Source organism: Mycobacterium sp. GA-1199 (assembly GCF_001500045.1).
In the GTDB taxonomy this organism is placed as follows: domain Bacteria; phylum Actinomycetota; class Actinomycetes; order Mycobacteriales; family Mycobacteriaceae; genus Mycobacterium.
This window is the reverse complement of sequence record NZ_LQIX01000055.1, coordinates 49923-69960: the sequence shown is the minus strand read 5'-3', so window position 1 is coordinate 69960 and position 20038 is coordinate 49923. Positions and strand designations below refer to the sequence as shown.

Genomic DNA, 20038 nt, shown 5'->3' with positions numbered 1-20038 from the left:
CTCGCAGAACTCAGTCCGTTCCGAGCGCCGCCAGGATCTGCTTGAATTCCCGCTGCTGGCGCCGCGTCAGATTCGCCATCAGCTTGCGCTCCGCTTCGCGTACGCCGGAATCGGTGCGTTTCAACAACTCCCGGCCCTCGCGCGTGAGCTGGGCGGGCAGCGACCGTCCCGACGACACGCTCGCGGGTCGGGACACGAGCCCGCGGTCCTCCAGGCCGCGCAGCACCATGTTCATCGCCTGCGGCGAGACGTTGAAGTCGCGGGCGAGTTCGGCGTTGGATCGGCCTTCGTGCTGCGACAGGATCCGCATGCACAGGTACTGGGGGAACGCCACGCCCAGGGGTTCGAGGACGTCGGTCGTCACCTCGCTGCGCAGCGCCTTGGCGACCCGGGACAAGAGGAAGCCCAGCGGTTGATCCTCCAGCGCTCCGTTCATGTCAACCATATTGACATATATCAACCACATTGATATCAACGATTCATGACCGAACCGACGGGCGAAATGTTCGACAACGCGTACAAGGGCGAGATGCCGGAAATGAGCGGCGGAAAGCCGCCGTGGAGCATCGGAGAGCCGCAGCCGGAGCTTGCGCCCCTCATAGACGAGGGCAGATTCCACGGCGATGTGCTCGACGCGGGATGCGGTGAGGCCGCGCTGGCCATCCACCTCGCCGAACGGGGTTACACCACGGTCGGTCTGGACCAGTCGCCCACCGCGATCGAGCTGGCCAGGCAGGAGGCCGCCAGGCGCGGGCTGACGAACGCCACCTTCGACGTCGCCGACATCAGCGACTTCTCGGGCTACGACGGCCGGTTCGGCACGATCGTCGACTCGACGCTGTTCCACTCGATGCCCGTGGACCTGCGCGACGGCTACCAGCGTTCGATCGTGCGGGCCGCCGCCCCCGGCGCGTTGTACTTCGTGTTGGTGTTCGACCGGGCGGGAATGCCCAACGGACCGGCCAACCCCGTCACCGAAGACGAACTGCGCGATGTCGTCTCCAAGTACTGGACGATCGACGAGATCCGGCCGGCGCGCATCCACGGTGTCTTCCCGGACGGATTCGAGGAGTTCTTCCCGGCGCTCGACATCCGCGACGAGCCCAAAGGCCGCAAATCCGTGCCTGCCTGGCTGCTGAGCGCGCACCTACCCGACTGACCCGGCGAGTCGCGACCCACTCGCCGCCCTGACACCCGCCATGAGGCAGGATGAGGGAGATCTCAGCGAGGACCCGTAAGGAGTCGGATGGCGGATCCCAGCGTCGCCGGTCAGGCGGCTCCGAACTCCGAAGTCGCCACCGGGGCGGCTCCGGACACGAGCAAACCCAACGGAGCCGCCGCAGGTTCCATCCGTCCGATGTACAGCCGCGTACTGCTCAAGCTGGGCGGCGAGATGTTCGGCGGTGGGGAAGTGGGCCTCGATCCCGACGTCGTGCACCTGGTGGCGCGTCAGATCGCCGAAGTGGTCCGCAGCGGCGTGCAGGTGGCCGTCGTCATCGGCGGCGGCAATTTCTTCCGTGGTGCGCAACTGCAGCAGCGCGGCATGGAGCGCACCCGCAGTGACTACATGGGGATGCTCGGCACCGTCATGAACAGCCTGGCGCTGCAGGACTTCCTGGAGAAGGAAGGCATCGCGACCCGGGTGCAGACCGCCATCACGATGGGTCAGGTCGCCGAACCGTACATCCCGCTGCGGGCCGTGCGGCACCTCGAGAAGGGCCGCGTCGTCATCTTCGGGGCAGGCATGGGCCTGCCGTACTTCTCCACCGACACCACCGCCGCCCAGCGCGCGCTGGAGATCGGCGCCGAGGTGGTGCTGATGGCCAAGGCCGTCGACGGCGTCTTCACCGCCGACCCGCGCCACAACCCCGACGCCGAACTGCTCACCGCGATCAGCCACCGGGAAGTCATCGACCGCGGTCTGAAGGTGGCCGACGCCACCGCGTTCAGCCTGTGTATGGACAACGGCATGCCGATCCTGGTGTTCAACCTGCTCACGGACGGCAATATCGCCCGGGCGGTCGCGGGTGAGAAGATCGGAACACTGGTCACCACCTGACACTCCCGCGCCCGGGAGCGACGGTGCGCACGCGAGACCGGTGACGACGCGCACAGACGAAGGAGAAGGACCGTGATCGACGAAACCCTCTTCGATGCCGAGGAGAAGATGGAGAAGGCGGTGTCGGTCGCGCGCGATGACCTGTCGTCGATCCGCACCGGCCGCGCCAACCCCGGCATGTTCTCCCGCGTCAACGTCGACTATTACGGATCGCCGACACCCATCACCCAGCTGTCGAGCATCAACGTGCCCGAGGCGCGGCTGGTGGTGATCAAGCCCTACGAGGCGGGCCGACTGCGCAACATCGAGGACGCGATCCGCAACTCCGACCTCGGCGTGAACCCCACCAATGACGGCAACGTCATCCGCGTGGCGATTCCGCAGCTGACCGAGGAGCGCCGCCGCGACCTGGTCAAGCAGGCCAAGGCCAAGGGCGAGGACGCCAAGGTGGCGGTGCGCAACATCCGCCGCAAGGCCATGGAGGAACTGCACCGCATCAAGAAGGACGGCGAAGCGGGCGAGGACGAGGTGTCGCGCGCGGAGAAGGACCTCGACAAGTCCACCGCCACCTACACCCACCAGATCGACGAGCTGGTCAAGCACAAAGAAGGCGAGCTGCTGGAGGTCTAGTGACCGATCAGCACGAGGGACCCGTGGCAGAGACGCCGGTCGACGAACCGCCCAAGAAGAAGTCGCGGGCGGGTCGCGACCTGCCCGCCGCGATCGGGGTCGGCGTCCTGCTCGGCGCTATGGCGATCGGCATACTGCTCTTCTGGCCGATCGGATGGCTGCCCGTGCTGGCGGTGTTCATCCCGATCGCCACCCACGAGGTGATCCGCCGGCTGCGCGAGGCCGGATACGACCTCCCGGCGCTTCCGTTGCTGGTGGGCGGCCAGGCGATGATCTGGTTGAGCTGGCCGTTCGGCCCGTCCGGGGTGCTCGGCGCATACGGCGGGACGATCGTCGTCTGCATGGTGTGGCGGCTCGTCGGGCACGGGTTGCGCCACCAACCGGTCAACTACCTGCGCGACATCGCCGCCGCGGTGCTGCTGTCGACGTGGGTGCCGTTGTTCGCCAGCTTCAGCGCGCTGCTGATCTTCCAGGACCACGGCGGCGGCAGGGTGTTCACGGTGATCGCGACCGTCGTGTTCGCCGACATCGGCGGCTATGTGGCGGGTGTGCTGTTCGGCAAGCATCTGATGGCGCCGGCGATCAGCCCGAAGAAGTCGTGGGAGGGCCTTGGCGGCTCGCTGGTGTTCGGCACCGCCGCGGCCGTGGTGTCGGTGACGTTTTTGATGGACAAGCCCGCCTGGGTCGGCCTGCCCCTGGGGCTCATGCTGGTGATCACCGGTGTGCTGGGCGATCTGGTCGAGTCGCAGGTCAAACGCGACCTCAAAATCAAGGACATGGGCACGTTGCTGCCCGGCCACGGCGGCATCATGGACCGCATCGACGCGATGCTGCCGTCGGCCGTGGCGGGTTGGATCGTCTTGACGCTGTTGGCGTGACGTCCCGCCGAGCTGGGATACTGGCCTGAGCTCATGCCCACCTCGTTGCCGCTCGTCTTCGACGCCCCACGCCGCGCCATGCCGCCGCGGCATTTCGCCGACCTCGACGACGCGGGTCGTGCTGCGGCCGTCGGTGAACTCGGACTGCCGGCGTTCCGGGCCAAACAGCTGGCCAACCAGTACTACGGCAGGCTGATTGCCGATCCTCACCAGATGACCGACCTGCCCGCGGGCGTACGCGACCAGGTGGCCGGTGCGCTGTTCCCCGCGCTGCTCGATGCGGTTCGCGAGATCGAGACCGACGGGGGTGAGACCCGCAAAATGCTGTGGCGCGCGGTCGACGGCACCACGTTCGAGTCGGTGCTGATGCGCTATCCGCAACGCAACACGGTCTGCATCTCGTCGCAGGCCGGGTGCGGGATGGCCTGCCCGTTCTGCGCGACGGGCCAGGGCGGGCTCAAGCGCAACCTGTCGACGGCCGAGATCCTCGAACAGGTACGAGCGGCCGCGGTGGAGTTGCGTGACCGCGACGGCGACGGCATCGCGCCCGCGGCACGAGGCGGGCGGCTGTCCAACATCGTGTTCATGGGTATGGGCGAGCCGCTCGCCAACTACAACCGCGTGCTTGCCGCGGTGCGACGGATCATCGCCCCCGCTCCCAACGGTTTCGGAATCTCCGCCCGGTCGGTCACGGTGTCGACGGTCGGGCTGGCGCCCGCGATCCGCAGGCTCGCCGACGAACGGCTCGGGGTCACGCTGGCGTTGTCACTGCACGCCCCGGATGACGAACTGCGCGACACGCTGGTTCCGGTGAACAACCGGTGGAAGGTGTCCGAGGCGCTCGACGCCGCGCGCTACTACGCCGACGTGACCGGCAGGCGAGTCTCGATCGAGTACGCGTTGATCCGCGATGTCAACGATCAGCCCTGGCGGGCGGACCTTCTGGGTAAGCGACTGCACGGTGCGCTCGGCCCCCTCGCGCATGTCAACGTGATCCCGCTGAATCCGACGCCCGGCAGCGAGTGGGATGCCAGCCCCAAGCCGGCCGAACGCGAGTTCGTCCGACGCGTGCGCGAGCGCGGTGTGTCCTGCACTGTCCGCGATACGCGAGGCCGCGAAATCGCCGCCGCCTGTGGGCAGTTGGCGGCTCAGGGCTGACCCTGCGGCGTCCAGGCCGACGTATTGGCGGGTTTCGTGCGCGCGTGTCCGCCAAAGCGTCGGTCTTGGCCGTCACTGTCCCGGCGGATTGGTGAACCAGACGTTCTCCTCGACCAGGCGGCGGCTGCGCCACCCGTCGGGTGTGCGGGCGAGTTCGTGGTGGTAGTACCCGCCGCAGAAGCTGGGCTCGGTCATGCCCGGCAGCTGCATCGGGTTGTAGAACATCGCCCGGACCCGCGCGGCGTCACCGTCGATGTCGGCCTCGATGTTGGTGATGTGGTGCATGCTCCACGCGATCACGCCGAAGTTCGCGGCGAACCAGTCCACGACCTCGTCGCGGCTTCCGACGACGGCGCCGGCCGACGAGTAGTCGATGTGGGCGTCGTCGGTGAACACCGAGCGGTACAGTTCCCAGTTCTTGGTGTCGACCGCGCGGGCGTAGCGGTGCAGCAGCGCGGCGATTTCGAGTTCGTCGCGGACCCGCCGATCATCCATTAGTCGGGCATGCCGATCGTCTTGGCCTCCAGGTATTCCTTGTAGCCCTCTTCGCCGTTGCGATAGCCCAGCCCGCTCTGCTTGGTGCCGCCGAAGGGGCTGTTGATGCCGAAGTGGCTCTTGCCGTTGATCGTCACGTTGCCGGTGCGCATCCGGCAGGCCACCGCGAACGCACGCTCGACATCGCCGCTGGACACCTCACCGGACAGGCCGTAGATCGTGTTGTTGGCGATCGCGATCGCCTCGTCATCGCTGTCGTACGGCGTGACCGTGAGCACCGGGCCGAAGATCTCCTCTTGAGCCACTTGGGAATTGGGGTCCACATCGGCCAGCAGGGTCGGCTGGGTGTAGTAGCCGGTCGGCAGGTTCTCGGGGATGCCGCCGCCGGTGACCAGCCGCGCACCCGAGTCGATGCCGCTCTTGATCAAGCCCAGCACCTTCTGGCGCTGGGTCTCGCTGATCTGCGGGCCCTGCATGTTGCCCGGCGTCCACGGGTCACCGACCGGGAAGCCCTCCATCATCGTCTTGAGGATCTCGATGCCCTCGTCGTAGCGGCTGCGCGGCAACAGGATCCGGCTGGGCAGAATGCAGGACTGCCCGCTCATCACGCACGCCATCATCGCCGCCATCGACAACGCCGAGTTGAAATCGGCGTCGTCGAGCACAATGTGGGCCGACTTACCGCCCAACTCCAACAGCGTCTTCTTCACCGTCGCCGCGCCCGCGGCCAGGATCGCCCGCCCGGTCGCCGTGGACCCGGTGAACGTGATCATGTCGACGCGCGGATCGGCCGACAGCGCCGCACCCACCTCGTTGGCATTGGACACCACCACGTTGAACACACCGGCCGGGATGTCGGTCTCCTCGGCCACGATGCGGCCGTACTCGCTACCCGACCACGGCGTCAGCTGAGCGGGTTTGAGCACCACGGTGTTACCGGCCATCAATGCGGGCACCGTCTCGGCGACGTTGAGGTAGAACGGCACGTTCCACGGGGTGATCGCCCCGACCACACCGACTGGCTCGTAGTGGATCTTCCGCCGCGCCGGCCCCAGCGGTGTTTCGTGCACCCCGTTGTCGACCAGGTAGTCGAACGCCTTACCGTGTTCGGCCCAGTGCTTGACCTCCTCGATGGGGCTCTCGATCTGACTGCCCGACACCGAGACGGGGCAGCCGACCTCGGTGATCAGGATCCGGCGCAGCCGCTCCTTGTTGCGCTCGAACGCCTCGTGCAACTGGGTCAGGCAGTGATACCGAAACTCCAGATCGCGCGACCAATCGGTCTCGTCGAAGGCCCGCCGTGCCGCTCCGACCGCGCGCGCCATGTCCTCGACCGTGCCGTCGGTGGCCACCCCGGCCACCTGCTCACTGGCCGGATGAATGACATCGAACGTCGCACCACTGGCCGTGGTCAGCATTTCGCCGTCGATCAACATCCGCTCGTCACCGGCGAGCACACCGGTGTCAGTCTCAACCTGGGTCATGCCGACTACTTTACAAATTTTTGCGCAAGTGTCAGCACTTCGGCGGAGCCGAGCGACTATCCCTGTGGCTTGATCCCCGTGGCGTGCCGCAATTGCGCCAGGAACTGGTCGTCATCATCGCTGCGGACGATGTAGTGCGAGATGGCCACCCGAATTGCGGTGGCCGCCTTGACCGCTGCATTCGGCCCGCTCAGCAGCTTCTGCAGCCGCGCCCGCATGATCGGAATGATTTTCGTGAGCTGGGAGATGACGACCTCGGGTTCGATGTCGACCAGCCGCACACCCGAGTACGAATGCTGGTATTCGACGATGAACCGCAGCGCGGCGTCCAGCTTCTCGGTGCCCCGCAAGCCTGCCGTCGCCTTGCTGATGCCGTTGTCGAACAGGTCGCGCTCGTAGACGCCGAACGCGTCGAGCAGTTCACCTTTGGAGGCGAACCAGCGGTAGAGCGTCGGGCGGGACACGCCTGCCTGCAGCGCGACCTCCGACAGACTGAGCTTGGTCTGTCCGCTTCGAGCCAGTACCTCCGAGGTCGCCACGAGAATCCGGTGCCGCGTCGAGGTGTCCTCGGGTCCGAGTGCGTCGCGCAGCGCTTCGTTCACGGGGCAAGCGTAGATCGTTATTCACATCGACTTCTGGAGTACTGCGACAGTGTCGAGATCTTGCAGCGCCGCGACCGCTCGGCGGAGGCCCTCGAGCGCGATGCCCTCGTCCTGCATACCGCCCATCCCCGCGGTGATCAGCGCGGCGACGTAGGCGTAGAGCGCGCCCTGGCGGTACCGGTCCCATAGCTCGCCGCTGTCCAGCTCGGGGCCGCCGCATGCCGCGAGCGCTTGACGGTAGACGTCGAGTAGGTCGCGTTGGTGCTCCCGGCGGTCGGCCGGCGTCATGCTGGTGACCAGCGTGTAGGCCAGCTCGCGGTTGGGATGCCCGCGCCGGACGGCCTGCCAGTCCAGCAACCCGGCATCGCCGCTGCGGAAGTACACGTTGCCTGGATGCGCGTCGCCGTGCATCACGGTATGCGGCGGCTCGTCGATGAGCCGGGCCACCGCGCGGTAGTGCTCGTCGATGAAGCGTCCGGCGTCGACCGCGATATCGGTGCGCTCGGCGATGCGGCGCGCCGACGTCTTCAACAATGGCCCGGTGAGCAACGACGCGGTGTCGCCCGATGCGGTGTACAGCCAATCGGGCACCCGGTCCCAGAAAGTCGCGTGCAGCCTCGCCAGCAGCTCGACGATCTTCGCGGCCCGGTCGGCGCTGATCGGGTGCAAGGTGTCGGGAAACTCGCATTCGTCGGCGGGTAGATCCTCCAGAACCAAAACGTAGCGACCCGTCACGGAGTCGAACGCCGAGCCGTGACAGGCCGGGACACCGATCAGTCGCGGGGAAAGCTCGCGGTAGAAGCGGGTTTCGGTGGCGCCAAGCCGCCCCATCTCGCCCATCAGGCGGGTGGCGACGGTCTCGGCGGCCAGCTTGACGAACACCGTCGGCGGGACGTCCTCGCCGGTGAGAGCGAGCCGGGCACGCGCCGAGGTGCCCGAGTCGCCGCCCCGCACCGACACCGCGGTCACGCGGCGGCCGATGATCCGCGACAGGGCCCGCGCGTCCAGGTCGGACACGGATCGGGGAAGTGACCGGAGACGGCCGATCGCGGCGTCGGTGGCGATACGTTGTACACCGCGGCCCAGATGTGCGGCCAGGCCGACCACCGGCGTAGCGTGCTTCACCACGCCAGTTTACAAATTCGCGAACTAATGTAAAGAAGGTGTCGATGGCGGGTCCGCTCGAGGGTGTGCGCGTGGTCGAACTCGGCGTGTGGGTGGCCGGGCCGGCGGCCGCAGGGATACTGGCCGACTGGGGTGCCGACGTCGTCAAGATCGAACCACCGACCGGCGATCCGGGCCGGTTGTTCGGCAAGATGCTCGGGGTCGACGGCGACGTCAGCCCGCCGTTCGAGATGGACAACCGCGGTAAGCGAAGCATCGTGCTCGACATGACGACGGCCGACGGCCGCGCGACGGCCCGTGAATTGATCGGGGGCGCAGACGTTTTCGTCACCAACGTCCGGCCGGGCGCATTGGCGCGCTTGGGACTGGACTTCGCCGAGGTCACCGCGCACAACCCGCGGCTGGTGTACGGGTTGATCACCGGCTACGGCGAGAGCGGGCCGGACGCCGACCGGGCGGCCTACGACGTCGCCGCGTTCTGGGCGCGGGCGGGTCTGGCGCACCTGCTGACCCGACCCGGCCATAGTCCGCCGTTTCAGCGCGGCGGAATGGGCGACCACGCCGCGGGCATGACGCTGGCCGCCGCGATCTGTGCGGCGTTGGTGGCGCGGGGCCGCACGGGGGAGGGGCAGCTGGTCAGCACGTCGCTGTACCGGCAGGGGGCCTACACGGTGAGCTTCGACCTCAATACCTTTCTGCTGACCGGGAATTCGATCGCGATCGGTCAGCGCGAGACGATGGGCAACCCGTGCATGAACAACTACACCGCGCGCGACGGGCGCCGCTTTTGGATCGTCGGTCTGGAGGCCGGCCGGCACTGGCCGCCGTTGTGTCGCGCCATCGGGCGTCCGCTGTGGCTGACGGATCCGCGCTTCGACACGCCGCGGGCGCGCGCCGTCAACGCGGCCGAACTCGTCGCCGAACTCGACGAGATCTTCGCCTCGAAAACCCTGGCCGAATGGGCGGAGGTCTTCGCGGCAGAACCGGACTTCTTCTGGTCGCCGATCAACTCGCTGGAGGACATCGTGGCCGACGAGCAGTTCCACGCCGCGGGCGGCATCGTCTACGTGCCCGACGGCGACGGTGCCGCGCCGATGGTCGCCTCACCGGCCGACTTCTCGGGCACGCCGTGGGAGCCCCGTTCGGTCGCGCCGACGTTGGGGCAGCACACCGACGAGATCCTGGCCGAACTCAAGACGTCGGGTGCTTGACCCGCACGGCGTGGCGAAGCTGTGCGAGGAAGTCGGCGTCGTCGTCGCTGCGCACCAGGTAGTGCGACACCGCGACCCGTACCGCCGTCGCCACGGCAAGACCGGGATCGGGTCCGGTGGCCAGCCGTTCCAGACGCTGGCGCATCAACGGGATCACCCGGGAGAGCCGCTTGATGACCTGCTCCGGTTCGATGTCGATCATCCGCAGGCCCGGGTAGGACTGCTGATAGTCGACGATCACCCGCAGCGCGGCGTCGAGGCGTTCTCCCGGTGGCAGGCCCGCCGTCGCCTCGGCTACCGCGCGTTCGTAGTACTGGCGCTCCCACACCACGAACGCGTCGAGCAGGTCACGCTTGGAGGCGAACCAGCGGTAGAGAGTGGGCCGGGAGACCTGCGCCTGCATTGCGACCTCGGAGAGGCTGAGCTTGGTCATGCCGTGGCGGCCGAGCACCTCCGCGGTCGCCGCGAGGATGCGTTCGCGCGTCGAGGAATCCGCATCAGTTACCGGCACCGTCCTAGCTTTACAAACATTTGACGAAGTGTCACGCTGAATCCGTGACATCAGCCCGCGAATACAGTGCCGTCGACATCACGTCGGAAGAGTTCTGGAGCCGGCCGTTCGCCGAGCGCGACGAGACGTTCGCACGGCTGCGGGCCGGTGACGGGTTGACCTGGCACCCGCCGCTGCCCTCCATGTTCGGGCTGGAGGAGCCCGGCTTCTGGGCATTGACGCGGCGCGCGGACATCGCCTACGTCAGCCAGCATCCCGAACTGTTCACCTCGGCCCAGGGTGTGGCGCTGAACCCGATGCCCGCCGAGATCCAGCGGTTCGCCTCGTTCTTCCTGACCATGGACCCGCCACAGCACACCGTGTATCGCCGGTTGATCAGCTCGGCGTTCACGCCCCGCAACGTGCGGCTGATCGAGGAGCAGATCCACAAGAACGCGGTCACCATCGTCGAAAACCTGGTCGGCGCAGGCGAAATCGACTTCGTGAAGGCGTGCTCGGCCCAGCTGCCGATGCTGACGATCATGGACATGCTCGGCGTGCCCAGCGCCGACCAGCCCGCCGTCGCCTATGCCGCGGAGAAATTGTTCGGCATGACCGACGACGAGTACGCCACCGAGGACGAGCGCGTCGCCGACCCCGTCGCGCAGATCGCGCTGCTGTCGAACACCGGTGTCGAGCTGGCCAAGTTCCGGCGCACCCACCCCGGCGACGACCTGATGACCAGCATCGTCAACGCCGAGGTCGACGGCCACCGACTGACCGACGAGGAGATCGGGGCATTTCTGATCCTGCTCACCTCGGCCGGTAACGACACCACCAAGCAGGCGACGACGCACGCGATGATGGCGCTCGTCGACAACCCCGAACAGCGTGACTGGCTGATGGAGGACTTCGACGGCCGGATCGGTTCGGCCATCGAAGAATTCGTGCGGTGGGCCTCGCCGGTCCTGCAGTTCGCGCGCTTTGTCACCGAGGACACCGAGATCAACGGTCAGCCGGTCAACGAGGGCGACAAGGTCGCGCTGTTTTACTGCTCGGCGAACCGGGACGAGACGGCGTTCACCGGCCCCGGCACGTTCGATCTGTCCCGGTCGCCCAATCCGCACCTTGGGTTCGGCGGCGGAGGCCCGCACTTCTGCCTGGGAAGCCAGCTGGCCAAGGCGGAGTTGCGAAACCTGTTCCGAGAGTTGCTGACCCGGTTGACGACGATCGAGTTCGGCGAGCCCGACCTGCTGTACAGCAGCTTCGTGCACGGCGTCAAACGGCTGCCCGCCGTCGTTCGCTAGGAGTGAGCATGCGCGTCGAAGTGGACCTGGACAAGTGCACCGGACACGGAATCTGCGAGTCGATCGCCGAGGAGGTGTTCGAGGTGCGCGACGACGGCATCGTGGAAATCCATGAGCCCGAGCGGCCCGAGTCCGACAGGGACCGGATGCAGCAGGCCGTGACGCAGTGCCCGGCCGCGGCGCTGCGCTTGGTCGACTAGCATCACGCGGCTTGGCCGCCAATCCAGCTCGGCGGAGTTATGGTTTCCGCAATGAGGTCGAGGTTGCTTGCGGTGTGCCTGGTCGCGATCGGCGTGACCGGCTGCGCGATCAACGGATCGTTCGACCTCATCCGGCCGGAACCGACTCCGATCGCGATCACCACGGTCGCCGCACCCGATGCCACGCTTGCCGAGAGCGCCGTCGTCGCCGAGGCAGCCCGCAGCGTCGTGAAGATCCACACGGAGGCCCTACAGTGCGCGAGGACGGTTGACGGCAGCGGGGTCGTCGTCGCACCGAACAGGGTGATGTCGGCCGCACACACCGTCGCGGGCGCCGACATCGTCAGCGTCTGGGCGGGTGACCGGGAGATCCGGGCCACCGTCGTGGTTTTCGACCCCGCGATGGATGTCGCCGTGCTCGACGTGCCCGACCTGCAGGCCCCCACGCTGTCGATGGACCAGCACACCGCGGTCACCGGCACCGATGCTTTGGTGCTCGGATACCCGGGCGGAGGGCCGCTCGTGGCCACCCCCGCGCGAATCCGCAGGGTCACGGAGGTTCTCGTGCCGGACATCTACCGCACCACGACGGTGAATCGCGAGGTCTACGTCATCAGGGGCCCGATCCGGCACGGCGGTTCCGGCGGGCCACTGATCGACCTGAACGGGCACGTGCTCGGCATCAGCTTCGGGGCGGCCATCGACGACCCCGAGACCGGTTTCGTGCTCACCGCCAAGCAGGTCTCCGCGATGGTGACGGACGGGGTGCGCGCCCACAGGCCGGTCGCGACCGGCGCCTGCACGCCCTGATCAGCTCCGGGGCATCGGCCTTACGAGCACCGACTGCTGTATCGCGCCGACCGCACCGGCCTCGTCGAACAATGTGCCGAGCGTCGTGCCGATGCCGTCGGGTCCGTAGTTGGTCTCCGCGCGGATACCGATCCACTCGCCCTGCGGGATCCGGTGCACGTGCACGACGAGATCGGTGTTCATGAACGTCCAGCGGCGGATGTCGAGCTTGGTGCCGATGCCGTTGGCGTCGTCGGCGACTGCGAACAACCGCTGAAGGGGCGTCATGGTCTCACCCTTTACGAGGTCGACCTCCGGGCGGATCCACGACTCGCCGGGCCCCTCGCACAGCGGTTGGGTCAGCCACCGCCAGTCGAGGCTGTGCACGTAGTTGCGGTCCCAGTCCTTCTTCATGTCGCGGCTTTTCGCCTCGGACAGCGGCCGCAGGGGCGGTGCCGGCGCGTGTTGCACGGCGTGCGTGTCGACGGTCTTCAACCGCCACCCACTGGCGCGTGCGACGGGCCGCGGGTCACCGTCCGAGCGCGCAGCGAGCAGTTCGGTACTGACGAGCTCGATCTGCTTGCCCGAGCGTTCGATTCGCGACCGTACCCACAGATCGCCCTCGGCGGGAACACCGCCGAGCAGGTCGATCAGTACCCGGCTCAAGCGGGTGTCGTCGCGGGCCTGGCAGCGTTCGAGTGCGCGAACCAGGATGGCGGACACCGGTGCTCCGTGCTGGATCGCGGCCGACCAGGTACTGCGGACCAGATCGGTTGCGCGGAATTTCTCGCCGAGTGGATCATCGTCGTCGATGAGTTCGTAATAGGAATCGCTCACGGTATCCCGGCTCCCGGTATCTCGACGGTGGTCGCATCGACACGCGACAGCTTGGTGCCCTTGAGTCGCTGCGGGTAGGCGTCGGTGCTGGACAACAGAAAAAGGGTGCGACGCTCGGGACCGCCGAGCGCGCAGGCGATCGCGATGCGCTCACCGATGTCGATGCGATCGGTGACACCGCCGCCTTCGGTGATCCGCTCGAACTGACGGGCGAGCGTCATCGCGGTCCACACGCCCTTTTCGGCGTCGAGGCAGATGCCGTCCGGTGGTCCGTCGAGCCCGTCGGCGAAGGTCCGCCGATCGGACAGCGCCCCGTCGTCGCCAATGGAGTACGCGGTCAGCCGCCGTCCGGTCGACTCCGCGACGATCAGCGTCGCGCGGTCGGGCGTGACGACCATCCCGTTGGGGAAGTCGAGGCCGTCGGCGACGACGGTGAACGTGTCGTCGGGGTCGAGCCGCACGATCACTCCGCCTTCGCGGGCCTGCGAGCCGACGTAGGCGCGGCCGTCGCCGTCGACGACCATGTCACCGAGGGCGGCCGGGACGATCGCGGACAGATCGGCGATCGCCGTGACGTTCTCGCCGTCGTAGCGCAACACCTGGCGCGACTCGGTGGAGGAGATCAGCAGGGACCCGTCGGGACGGAACCCGAGGCCGGCCGGCGCGTGGCCCGGCAGCGGCAGCGTCGTCAGGTCACCGTTGAGGTCGACGGTGTGCACCGCTTCGCCGAGCATGTCGGAGAACCAGAGCAGACCTTCGAACCAGCGTGGACCCTCGCCGAAGCAGAACCCCTTCGCCAGCGGCGTCAGGCTCACCGCGACGCACCTTTACAAAACACGCGATAAGTGTCACGCTCGCAGGGTGTCACTGTCAACCAGGTGCAGGTCATGAAGAAGTACTACGGTCACACGCTGCTCTATCTCCACGAGACGATCGCCCTCGGTTCAGGTCGTGCTGACCGGTTTACAGAGGTGTTCAGCGACGTCTATCAGCCGATGATGACCGACCTCGGTGCGCGGCTGTTCGCGATATGGGAGACGACGCCGTACAACGGTCACTGGCCGCAGGTCACGATAATCTGGGAGATCGACAGATTCCCCGACTATGCGCGCATCGGCAAGGCCCAGGCCAAGGGCGGCACCCATGAGGAAGCGGCGGCGAAGTGGTCGACGTTCCTCGGCGAGATCGGCGCCTCGGGGGAGGGCCGGATCATGTATGCGGGCAAGTACAATCGGACGCTTGCACAGCTGCAGGAGGCGAACTTCGGTGCAGGGCTGGTGATTCAGGAGATCATGCAGACCAAGCCCGGCCGCCAGGACGACTACATCCGCGAACTCGAACGGCTCTATGTGCCGTGGTCGGAGCGCACCGGAAAGCGTTGGCTCGGTTCGTTCATCACGACCTTCCGGTTCAACGAGGTCATCCATTACTGGGCGCTCGACGGTGACTGGGACTGTTTCGCCAACCATTACCCGTCCTGGAAAGACAGCCCGCCCGCCGAGATCGTCACGTGGATGAGCGTCGCTCCCGCGCTTCGCGACGGCTGGGAGGACTCGATCCTGCAGGCCCTACCGCCCTCACCGCTGCAATGAACGCCCAGAAGTCGGAAGTGTTGCAGGACTTCTCCTACGATCCGTTCGATCCGGCGGTGATGGCCGACCCTCTGCCGTTCTACCGAACGCTGCGCGACCAGTATCCGGTCTATTACGTCGAGAAGTGGGACACCTACGCGGTTTCCCGCTTCGAGGACATCTGGCGGGTGCTGGAGGTCAACGACGGCACTTTCGTCGCCTCCGAGGGAACACTGCCCGCGGCAACGGTTCTCGCGACCCGCAACGACGGTCCCGTACCCGATCCGGCACTGCATCCGATGCCTTTTCACGCGAACTTCGACGCCCCGATCTACGACACCGTCCGGCGCTGCACGTCGGCCCCGTTCCGGCCGAGATCGGTCGGGAAGTTGGCCGACCGCATCCGCGCCCTGGCCAACGAGCGCCTCGACGAACTGCTGCCCCGCGGTACCTTCGACCTCACGCAGGACTACGGCGGCATCGTCGCCGCATCCATGGTGTGCGAATTACTCGGCCTGCCCGTTGATCTCGCTGCCGATGTGCTGGCGACGGTCAACGCAGGCAGCGTCGCGCAGCCGGGCAGCGGGGTCGAGGTGGCCAACGCGCGGCCGGGCTACCTGGAGTACCTGGTTCCGATCATCCAGCGCAGCAGGACCGTGCCAGGCGAGAACCCGATCGCCGACAGCCTGATCGAGTACCGACTGCCCGACGGATCGGCGTTCAACGACGTCGAGGCCGCCACCCAGTTGCTCGGGATCTTCATCGGCGGAACCGAAACGGTGCCGAAGATCGTCGCACACGGCCTGTGGGAACTGGGCCGGCGACCCGACCAGCTGTCGGCCGTCCGAAGCGACCTCGACGCCCACGTGCCCGTCGCGCGTGAGGAGATGATCCGCTACTGCGCGCCGGCGCAATGGTTCGCGCGCACGGTCCGTAAGCCGTTCACCCTCCACGACACGACGCTGCGGCCCGGTCAACGGATCATCACGCTTCTGGCGTCGGCCAACCGCGACGAACGCGAGTACCCCGAACCCGAGGCGTTCATCTGGGACCGTCCCATCGAGCGCCTTCTGGCCTTCGGTCGGGGACAACACTTCTGCCTCGGGGTACACCTGGCGCGGTTGGAGATCGGCATCATGGTGACCGAATGGCTCAACCGGGTCGCTGAGTGGCGCATTGACGGCGAGGCCGCGCACCGGCCGCCTTCGAGTTTCCAATGGGGCTTCAGCAGTCTTCCTGTCGAGGTCCACGTGGAGGGCGTGTGAGATGTGGTCTTATCGACTGATCGCGCCGTACACCTTCGAGCGCCAAGACATTCCGGAGAAGACGCCCGAGTCACTGACGGATCGGCAGGTGCTGCTGCGCTTCCGTGCGGCGGGCGTCTGCGGTAGCGACCTGCCACCGTTCCGGGGCGTTCGCGGCAAGATTCCCGGCGATCGCGGCCTGAGCGCGGCCGAGATGCCGGGCTTCCCGATTCACGAGGTCGTCGGCGAGGTGATCGCCAGCAGGCACCGCAGCCACGGTATCGGGGACTGGGTGGTCGGCTGGGCCTCCGGCTTCGACGGGCTGATGCAACATGTCGTCGCCGACGGCGACGGGTTGGCCTACTACGACCACAATCTGAGGCCACAACACGCCGTCGCCCTGCAGCCCCTGGCGTGCGTGCTGTATGCGATCGAACAGCTGCCCAAACTCAAGGGTTTGCATGTCGCGGTGATCGGGCAGGGGTCGATCGGCCTGCTGTTCTCCTACGCGGCAAAGGCTTTCGGCGCGCGCCGCGTCACCGGCGTCGACCCGGTCGACCGCGACGCGGTGGCCAAGGAGTTCGGTGTCGACACGATCGTGCGCGCCACCAGCGACCGGTGGGCGAGCCACCTGGAGCCCGGCGACCGGCCCGATGTGGTGATCGAAGCCGTCGGACACCAGGTCGCCACGCTCGGCCACGCGATCGAGGCGGCCGCCCCCGGTGGGACCGTGTTCTATTTCGGTGTGCCGGATGACGACAGCTATCCGATCAGCATGCGCACCATGCTGCGCAACAATCTGACGCTCAAGTCCGGTGTGACCCTTGACCGGCGACGGATGTTGGCCGCGGCCAACGAGTTCGTCCGGCACCATCGCGACCTGCTACCGGCCTATGTGACGCACACATTCGACGTCGACGACACCCAGGCGGCCTTCGAACTGGCGTGCCGCCCGGCGCCCGACCGTATCAAGATCGCGATCGTCGAATGAGCACCAGCAGGCTGCAGGACGCGCTCGCCGCGAAAGAAAGGGTGTGGGGCGGCTGGGTCGTCGGCCCCACCATCATCGGTCCGGAGGAATTCGCCCAGGCCGGCTACGACTACGTCGGATTCGACATCCAGCACGGCTACCTCGACGACGCCGACGTCGCACTGCTGCTGCGCAGGTTGGAGCACGTGCCGATCGCGACCGCGGTGCGCGTTCCGTCCACCGACCCCGCGCCCATCGGCAGGGTGCTCGACGCGGGCGCGGACGCCGTGATCGTGGCGATGGTCGAATCGGCCGAACAGGCCGCGGCAGCGGTCGCGGCCACCCGCTACGCGCCCGCGGGCGTGCGCAGCTACGGGCCGCTGCGCGCCGGCCTCGGCCACGACCCGGCCGAACACGAAGCGCGGGTGAGTGTCTTCGTGATGATCGAAAGTGCGCCCGGATTGGCTGCCGCCGAGGAGATCTGCGCCGTAGCGGGCCTGGCCGGCGTCTATGTCGGGCCGGCGGATCTGGCGATCTCTCTCGGGCACACCCCCGCAGAGGCGTGGAGCGCCTCGGCCGTGCAGGACGCGATCGCCCGCGTTGCGGCCACCGCCACGTCCGCCGGGCTCGACGCGGGCATCCACGCAGGTGGGGCCGAGAACGCAAAGAAGATGGCCGAGTTGGGGTTTCGCATGCTGACGCTCGCATCGGAATCGCAGGCGCTGCGTTTCGGTGCATCGGCAATCCTGCGGGAGGCCCGATGACGGATCGTGTCGCGCTGGTGACGGGCGCCGCCCGGGGGCAGGGCGCGGCCATCGTGGCGCGGCTGCGCGGAGACGGCTTCCGCGTCGCTGCATGCGACGTGCTCTCCGATGAGTTGAAGCAATCGGTGGGCGAGCTCGGCGACGACGGCGTGATCGCTATCCGACTCGACGTTACGTCGCCCGCGCAGTGGGCCGCCGCGGTACAGGCCGTCGGCGACAAGTTCGGCCCGGTGACGGCGCTGGTGAACAACGCCGGGGTGCTGCACCGTGCGGCGCTGGCCGACGAGACCCCCGAAGGGTTCGAATCCAGTTGGCGCGTCAACTGTCTGGGACCCTTTCTGGGTATCCAGGCCACGCTGGAGCACTTGCGGCAGGCAGCCGGGGCAGCGATCGTCAACACCTGCAGCACCAGCGCCGTGCGGGCGTTTCCCGCGCATGCCGCCTACGGGTCCTCGAAATGGGGGCTACGCGGACTCACCCAGGTCTGTGCCGCCGAACTCGCGCCCGAGGGAATCCGCGTCAACGCGGTGTTCCCGGGGCCGATCGCCACGCCGATGCTCGACGACGCGACGCAGGACCGGTTGACCGCGCGGTTCGGCCGTCTCGGCCGGCCGATGGAGGTGGCCGACGCGGTCGCCTACCTGTTATCGGATCACGCGTCGTTCATCACCGGCGCCGAACTCGTCGTGGACGGTGGCCAATGCGTGCGAATGTGACAGGCCCGAAGGCCGGCGTCTCGGTCGGGATCATCGGTGCCGGCCCCGGCGGCCTGGCGCTGGGTATCTTCCTGCGCAAGTCCGGGTTTCGCGAGTTCACGATCTTCGACCGGGAGGACGGCGTCGGCGGCACGTGGCGGATCAACACCTATCCCGGCCTGGCCTGCGATGTGAAGTCGCACCTGTACTCCTACTCGTTCGATCTGAACCCGGACTGGTCGCGGCTGTGGTCCGGACAGGAAGAGATCCTCGAGTACTTCGAACGCTGTGCGCGACGTCACGAACTCGCCCCGCATCTGCGGCTCAGCACCGAGATCACCTCGGCGCGGTGGTCGGGTGACGGGTGGGAGCTGACGTCGGCGAGCGGCGAACGGTTCCACTTCGACGTGGTGGTCTCCGCGGTCGGCCTGTTCACCCGGCCCGTCATGCCCGAACTGGTGGAGGAGGAACCGTTCACCGGCACGGTGATGCACACTGGGCGGTGGGACCACAGGGTCGACCTCTCCGGTAAGCGAGTGGCGGTGCTCGGCACGGGATCGACTGCCGCGCAATTGGTTCCGGAGGTCGCCAAGGTGGCCGAGCGGGTCTATTCGGTACAACGCTCCCCGACGTGGATTCTGCCGAAACCCGATCGTGCCTACACCGAGCGGGAGAAGTGGATGTTCCGCCACATCCCGTTGGCCAAGAAGATCTACCGGACCCGGCTGTGGTTGCGCAGCGAGTCGAACATCTCGGTCATCGAGAACGGCAGTGACAAGACGCAGGAGTTCAAGGGCATCGCGCTCAAGATGCTCGAGGCGACGATTCCCGACGACGAGTTACGCGACAAGCTGACCCCCGACCATCCGCTGGGCTGTAAGCGGTTGGTGTTCGCCACCGATTATCTGCAGGCGCTGACACAGCCGCATGTCGAGGTCGTCGCGAGCCCGGCGCGGGCGTTGCGGGCGCGGTCATTGGTGACCGAGGACGGCACCGAACTCGACGTCGACGTGGTGCTCTGCGCGACGGGCTATGCCGCCGCCGACTACCTGGGCCAGATCGACGTCGTCGGCGAGGGCGGGGTCACGCTGCGCGAGACCTGGAGCGACGGGGCCTACGCCCACCTGGGCATGGCGGTCCCGCGCTTTCCCAACTTCTTCATGCTCTACGGCCCCAACACCAACGTCGGATCCAACAGCGTGATCTTCATGCTCGAGGCGCAGGCGCATTACATCGTGCGGGCGCTGAAACACCTTCGGCGCCGGGGCAAGTCGTACATCGAGGTCAAACCGCAAACCATGGCGGCGTTCCTGGCCAAGATCGACCGCTGGATGGAAGGCACCGTCTGGTTGACGCGCTGCAGCAACTACTTTCGCGCCGCCAACGGCCGGGTCGTCACGCAGTGGCCGCGCAGTGCCCGCGCGTTCTGGGGCATGACGCGTCGGTTCAAGGCCTCCGACTACACCTTCGGCCCGTCACGGCGGGACTCGGCGGCCACCACAGAGACCCCGACCGCTGCGAGGCGCTGA

General features: G+C 67.3%; 23 protein-coding genes. 15 read left to right on the top strand and 8 right to left on the bottom strand.

Going from position 1 to position 20038, the window contains the following annotated elements; genetic code table 11:
• Window positions 1-10: 10 nt before the first annotated feature.
• Window positions 11-445: a MarR family winged helix-turn-helix transcriptional regulator gene (locus AU198_RS23820; RefSeq protein WP_082691185.1), complete on the bottom strand. Its 435-nt coding sequence runs from the start codon at window positions 443-445 to the stop codon at window positions 11-13.
• A gap of 36 nt (window positions 446-481) precedes the next feature.
• Between AU198_RS23820 and AU198_RS23815 the strand changes: the two genes are divergently transcribed.
• The 5 genes from AU198_RS23815 to rlmN all read left to right on the top strand — a co-directional run bounded on the left by AU198_RS23815 (window position 482) and on the right by rlmN (window position 4725).
• A complete protein-coding gene (locus tag AU198_RS23815; protein ID WP_064351050.1) occupies window positions 482-1159 on the top strand; it encodes a class I SAM-dependent methyltransferase in 678 nt (225 codons plus the stop codon).
• Window positions 1160-1246: 87 nt separating this feature from the next.
• Window positions 1247-2059: a UMP kinase gene (gene pyrH / locus AU198_RS23810; RefSeq protein ID WP_082691184.1), complete on the top strand. Its 813-nt coding sequence runs from the start codon at window positions 1247-1249 to the stop codon at window positions 2057-2059.
• Window positions 2060-2131: 72 nt separating this feature from the next.
• Window positions 2132-2689, top strand: coding sequence for a ribosome recycling factor (gene frr / locus AU198_RS23805; protein WP_064351049.1), 558 nt, complete (start codon window positions 2132-2134; stop codon window positions 2687-2689).
• Entirely contained in the window at window positions 2689-3567 is an 879-nt protein-coding gene (locus tag AU198_RS23800) for a phosphatidate cytidylyltransferase (RefSeq protein WP_064351048.1), read from the top strand. Before frr ends, AU198_RS23800 begins: the two co-directional genes overlap by 1 nt.
• Window positions 3568-3600: 33 nt before the next feature.
• Window positions 3601-4725: a dual-specificity RNA methyltransferase RlmN gene (gene rlmN, locus AU198_RS23795; RefSeq protein ID WP_064351047.1), complete on the top strand. Its 1125-nt coding sequence runs from the start codon at window positions 3601-3603 to the stop codon at window positions 4723-4725.
• A 72-nt stretch (window positions 4726-4797) separates the two neighbouring features.
• Here the strand turns inward: rlmN and AU198_RS23790 are convergent, their stop codons facing one another.
• Genes AU198_RS23790 through AU198_RS23775 form a run of 4 tightly spaced genes read right to left on the bottom strand, consistent with a single transcriptional unit; the run spans window position 4798 to window position 8431 of the window.
• Window positions 4798-5220 carry a nuclear transport factor 2 family protein gene (locus AU198_RS23790; RefSeq protein WP_064351046.1) on the bottom strand — a complete coding sequence of 141 codons (423 nt, stop codon included), beginning with the start codon at window positions 5218-5220 and terminating at the stop codon, window positions 4798-4800.
• Window positions 5220-6704 (bottom strand): aldehyde dehydrogenase family protein, encoded by a 1485-nt coding sequence (locus AU198_RS23785; RefSeq protein WP_064351045.1) that lies wholly within the window; start codon window positions 6702-6704, stop codon window positions 5220-5222. Before AU198_RS23785 ends, AU198_RS23790 begins: the two co-directional genes overlap by 1 nt.
• Window positions 6705-6760: 56 nt before the next feature.
• Window positions 6761-7306 carry a TetR/AcrR family transcriptional regulator gene (locus tag AU198_RS23780; RefSeq protein WP_064351044.1) on the bottom strand — a complete coding sequence of 182 codons (546 nt, stop codon included), beginning with the start codon at window positions 7304-7306 and terminating at the stop codon, window positions 6761-6763.
• Between the two features lie 21 nt (window positions 7307-7327).
• The gene (locus AU198_RS23775; RefSeq protein ID WP_064351199.1) at window positions 7328-8431 is read right to left on the bottom strand and encodes a phosphotransferase; all 1104 of its coding nucleotides are present in this window, start codon (window positions 8429-8431) and stop codon (window positions 7328-7330) included.
• A 44-nt stretch (window positions 8432-8475) separates the two neighbouring features.
• On the opposite strand from AU198_RS23775, the gene AU198_RS23770 reads away from it, so the two are divergent.
• Window positions 8476-9642: a CaiB/BaiF CoA transferase family protein gene (locus tag AU198_RS23770; protein ID WP_064351043.1), complete on the top strand. Its 1167-nt coding sequence runs from the start codon at window positions 8476-8478 to the stop codon at window positions 9640-9642.
• Here the strand turns inward: AU198_RS23770 and AU198_RS23765 are convergent.
• Complete coding sequence (locus tag AU198_RS23765) at window positions 9623-10153, bottom strand: TetR/AcrR family transcriptional regulator (protein ID WP_064351042.1); 531 nt, start codon at window positions 10151-10153, stop codon at window positions 9623-9625. The genes AU198_RS23770 and AU198_RS23765 overlap by 20 nt on opposite strands.
• 44 nt (window positions 10154-10197) lie before the next feature.
• Between AU198_RS23765 and AU198_RS23760 the strand changes: the two genes are divergently transcribed.
• Genes AU198_RS23760 through AU198_RS23750 form a run of 3 tightly spaced genes read left to right on the top strand, consistent with a single transcriptional unit; the run spans window position 10198 to window position 12449 of the window.
• Window positions 10198-11439 (top strand): cytochrome P450, encoded by a 1242-nt coding sequence (locus tag AU198_RS23760; RefSeq protein WP_156431734.1) that lies wholly within the window; start codon window positions 10198-10200, stop codon window positions 11437-11439.
• An 8-nt stretch (window positions 11440-11447) separates the two neighbouring features.
• Window positions 11448-11639 (top strand): ferredoxin, encoded by a 192-nt coding sequence (locus tag AU198_RS23755; RefSeq protein WP_064351198.1) that lies wholly within the window; start codon window positions 11448-11450, stop codon window positions 11637-11639.
• Window positions 11640-11690: 51 nt separating this feature from the next.
• Window positions 11691-12449 carry a MarP family serine protease gene (locus AU198_RS23750; RefSeq protein ID WP_082691182.1) on the top strand — a complete coding sequence of 253 codons (759 nt, stop codon included), beginning with the start codon at window positions 11691-11693 and terminating at the stop codon, window positions 12447-12449.
• Here the strand turns inward: AU198_RS23750 and AU198_RS23745 are convergent, their stop codons facing one another.
• Together AU198_RS23745 and AU198_RS23740 are read right to left on the bottom strand one after the other, a co-directional pair.
• Window positions 12450-13265, bottom strand: coding sequence for a thioesterase family protein (locus AU198_RS23745; protein ID WP_064351039.1), 816 nt, complete (start codon window positions 13263-13265; stop codon window positions 12450-12452).
• On the bottom strand, window positions 13262-14080 hold the full coding sequence (locus tag AU198_RS23740; protein ID WP_064351038.1) for an SMP-30/gluconolactonase/LRE family protein: 819 nt from the start codon (window positions 14078-14080) through the stop codon (window positions 13262-13264). Before AU198_RS23740 ends, AU198_RS23745 begins: the two co-directional genes overlap by 4 nt.
• 72 nt (window positions 14081-14152) lie before the next feature.
• On the opposite strand from AU198_RS23740, the gene AU198_RS23735 reads away from it, so the two are divergent.
• Genes AU198_RS23735 through AU198_RS23710 form a run of 6 tightly spaced genes read left to right on the top strand, consistent with a single transcriptional unit; the run spans window position 14153 to window position 20038 of the window.
• Entirely contained in the window at window positions 14153-14857 is a 705-nt protein-coding gene (locus tag AU198_RS23735; protein WP_064351197.1) for a hypothetical protein, read from the top strand.
• Window positions 14854-16101 (top strand): cytochrome P450, encoded by a 1248-nt coding sequence (locus tag AU198_RS23730; protein ID WP_064351037.1) that lies wholly within the window; start codon window positions 14854-14856, stop codon window positions 16099-16101. The genes AU198_RS23735 and AU198_RS23730 overlap by 4 nt, the downstream gene beginning before the upstream one ends.
• Before the next feature lies 1 nt (window position 16102).
• On the top strand, window positions 16103-17071 hold the full coding sequence (locus AU198_RS23725) for a zinc-binding dehydrogenase (protein ID WP_064351036.1): 969 nt from the start codon (window positions 16103-16105) through the stop codon (window positions 17069-17071).
• Window positions 17068-17814: an HpcH/HpaI aldolase family protein gene (locus AU198_RS23720; RefSeq protein ID WP_064351035.1), complete on the top strand. Its 747-nt coding sequence runs from the start codon at window positions 17068-17070 to the stop codon at window positions 17812-17814. Before AU198_RS23725 ends, AU198_RS23720 begins: the two co-directional genes overlap by 4 nt.
• Entirely contained in the window at window positions 17811-18530 is a 720-nt protein-coding gene (locus AU198_RS23715) for an SDR family NAD(P)-dependent oxidoreductase (protein ID WP_064351034.1), read from the top strand. Before AU198_RS23720 ends, AU198_RS23715 begins: the two co-directional genes overlap by 4 nt.
• Window positions 18527-20038, top strand: coding sequence for a flavin-containing monooxygenase (locus AU198_RS23710; protein WP_231744767.1), 1512 nt, complete (start codon window positions 18527-18529; stop codon window positions 20036-20038). The genes AU198_RS23715 and AU198_RS23710 overlap by 4 nt, the downstream gene beginning before the upstream one ends.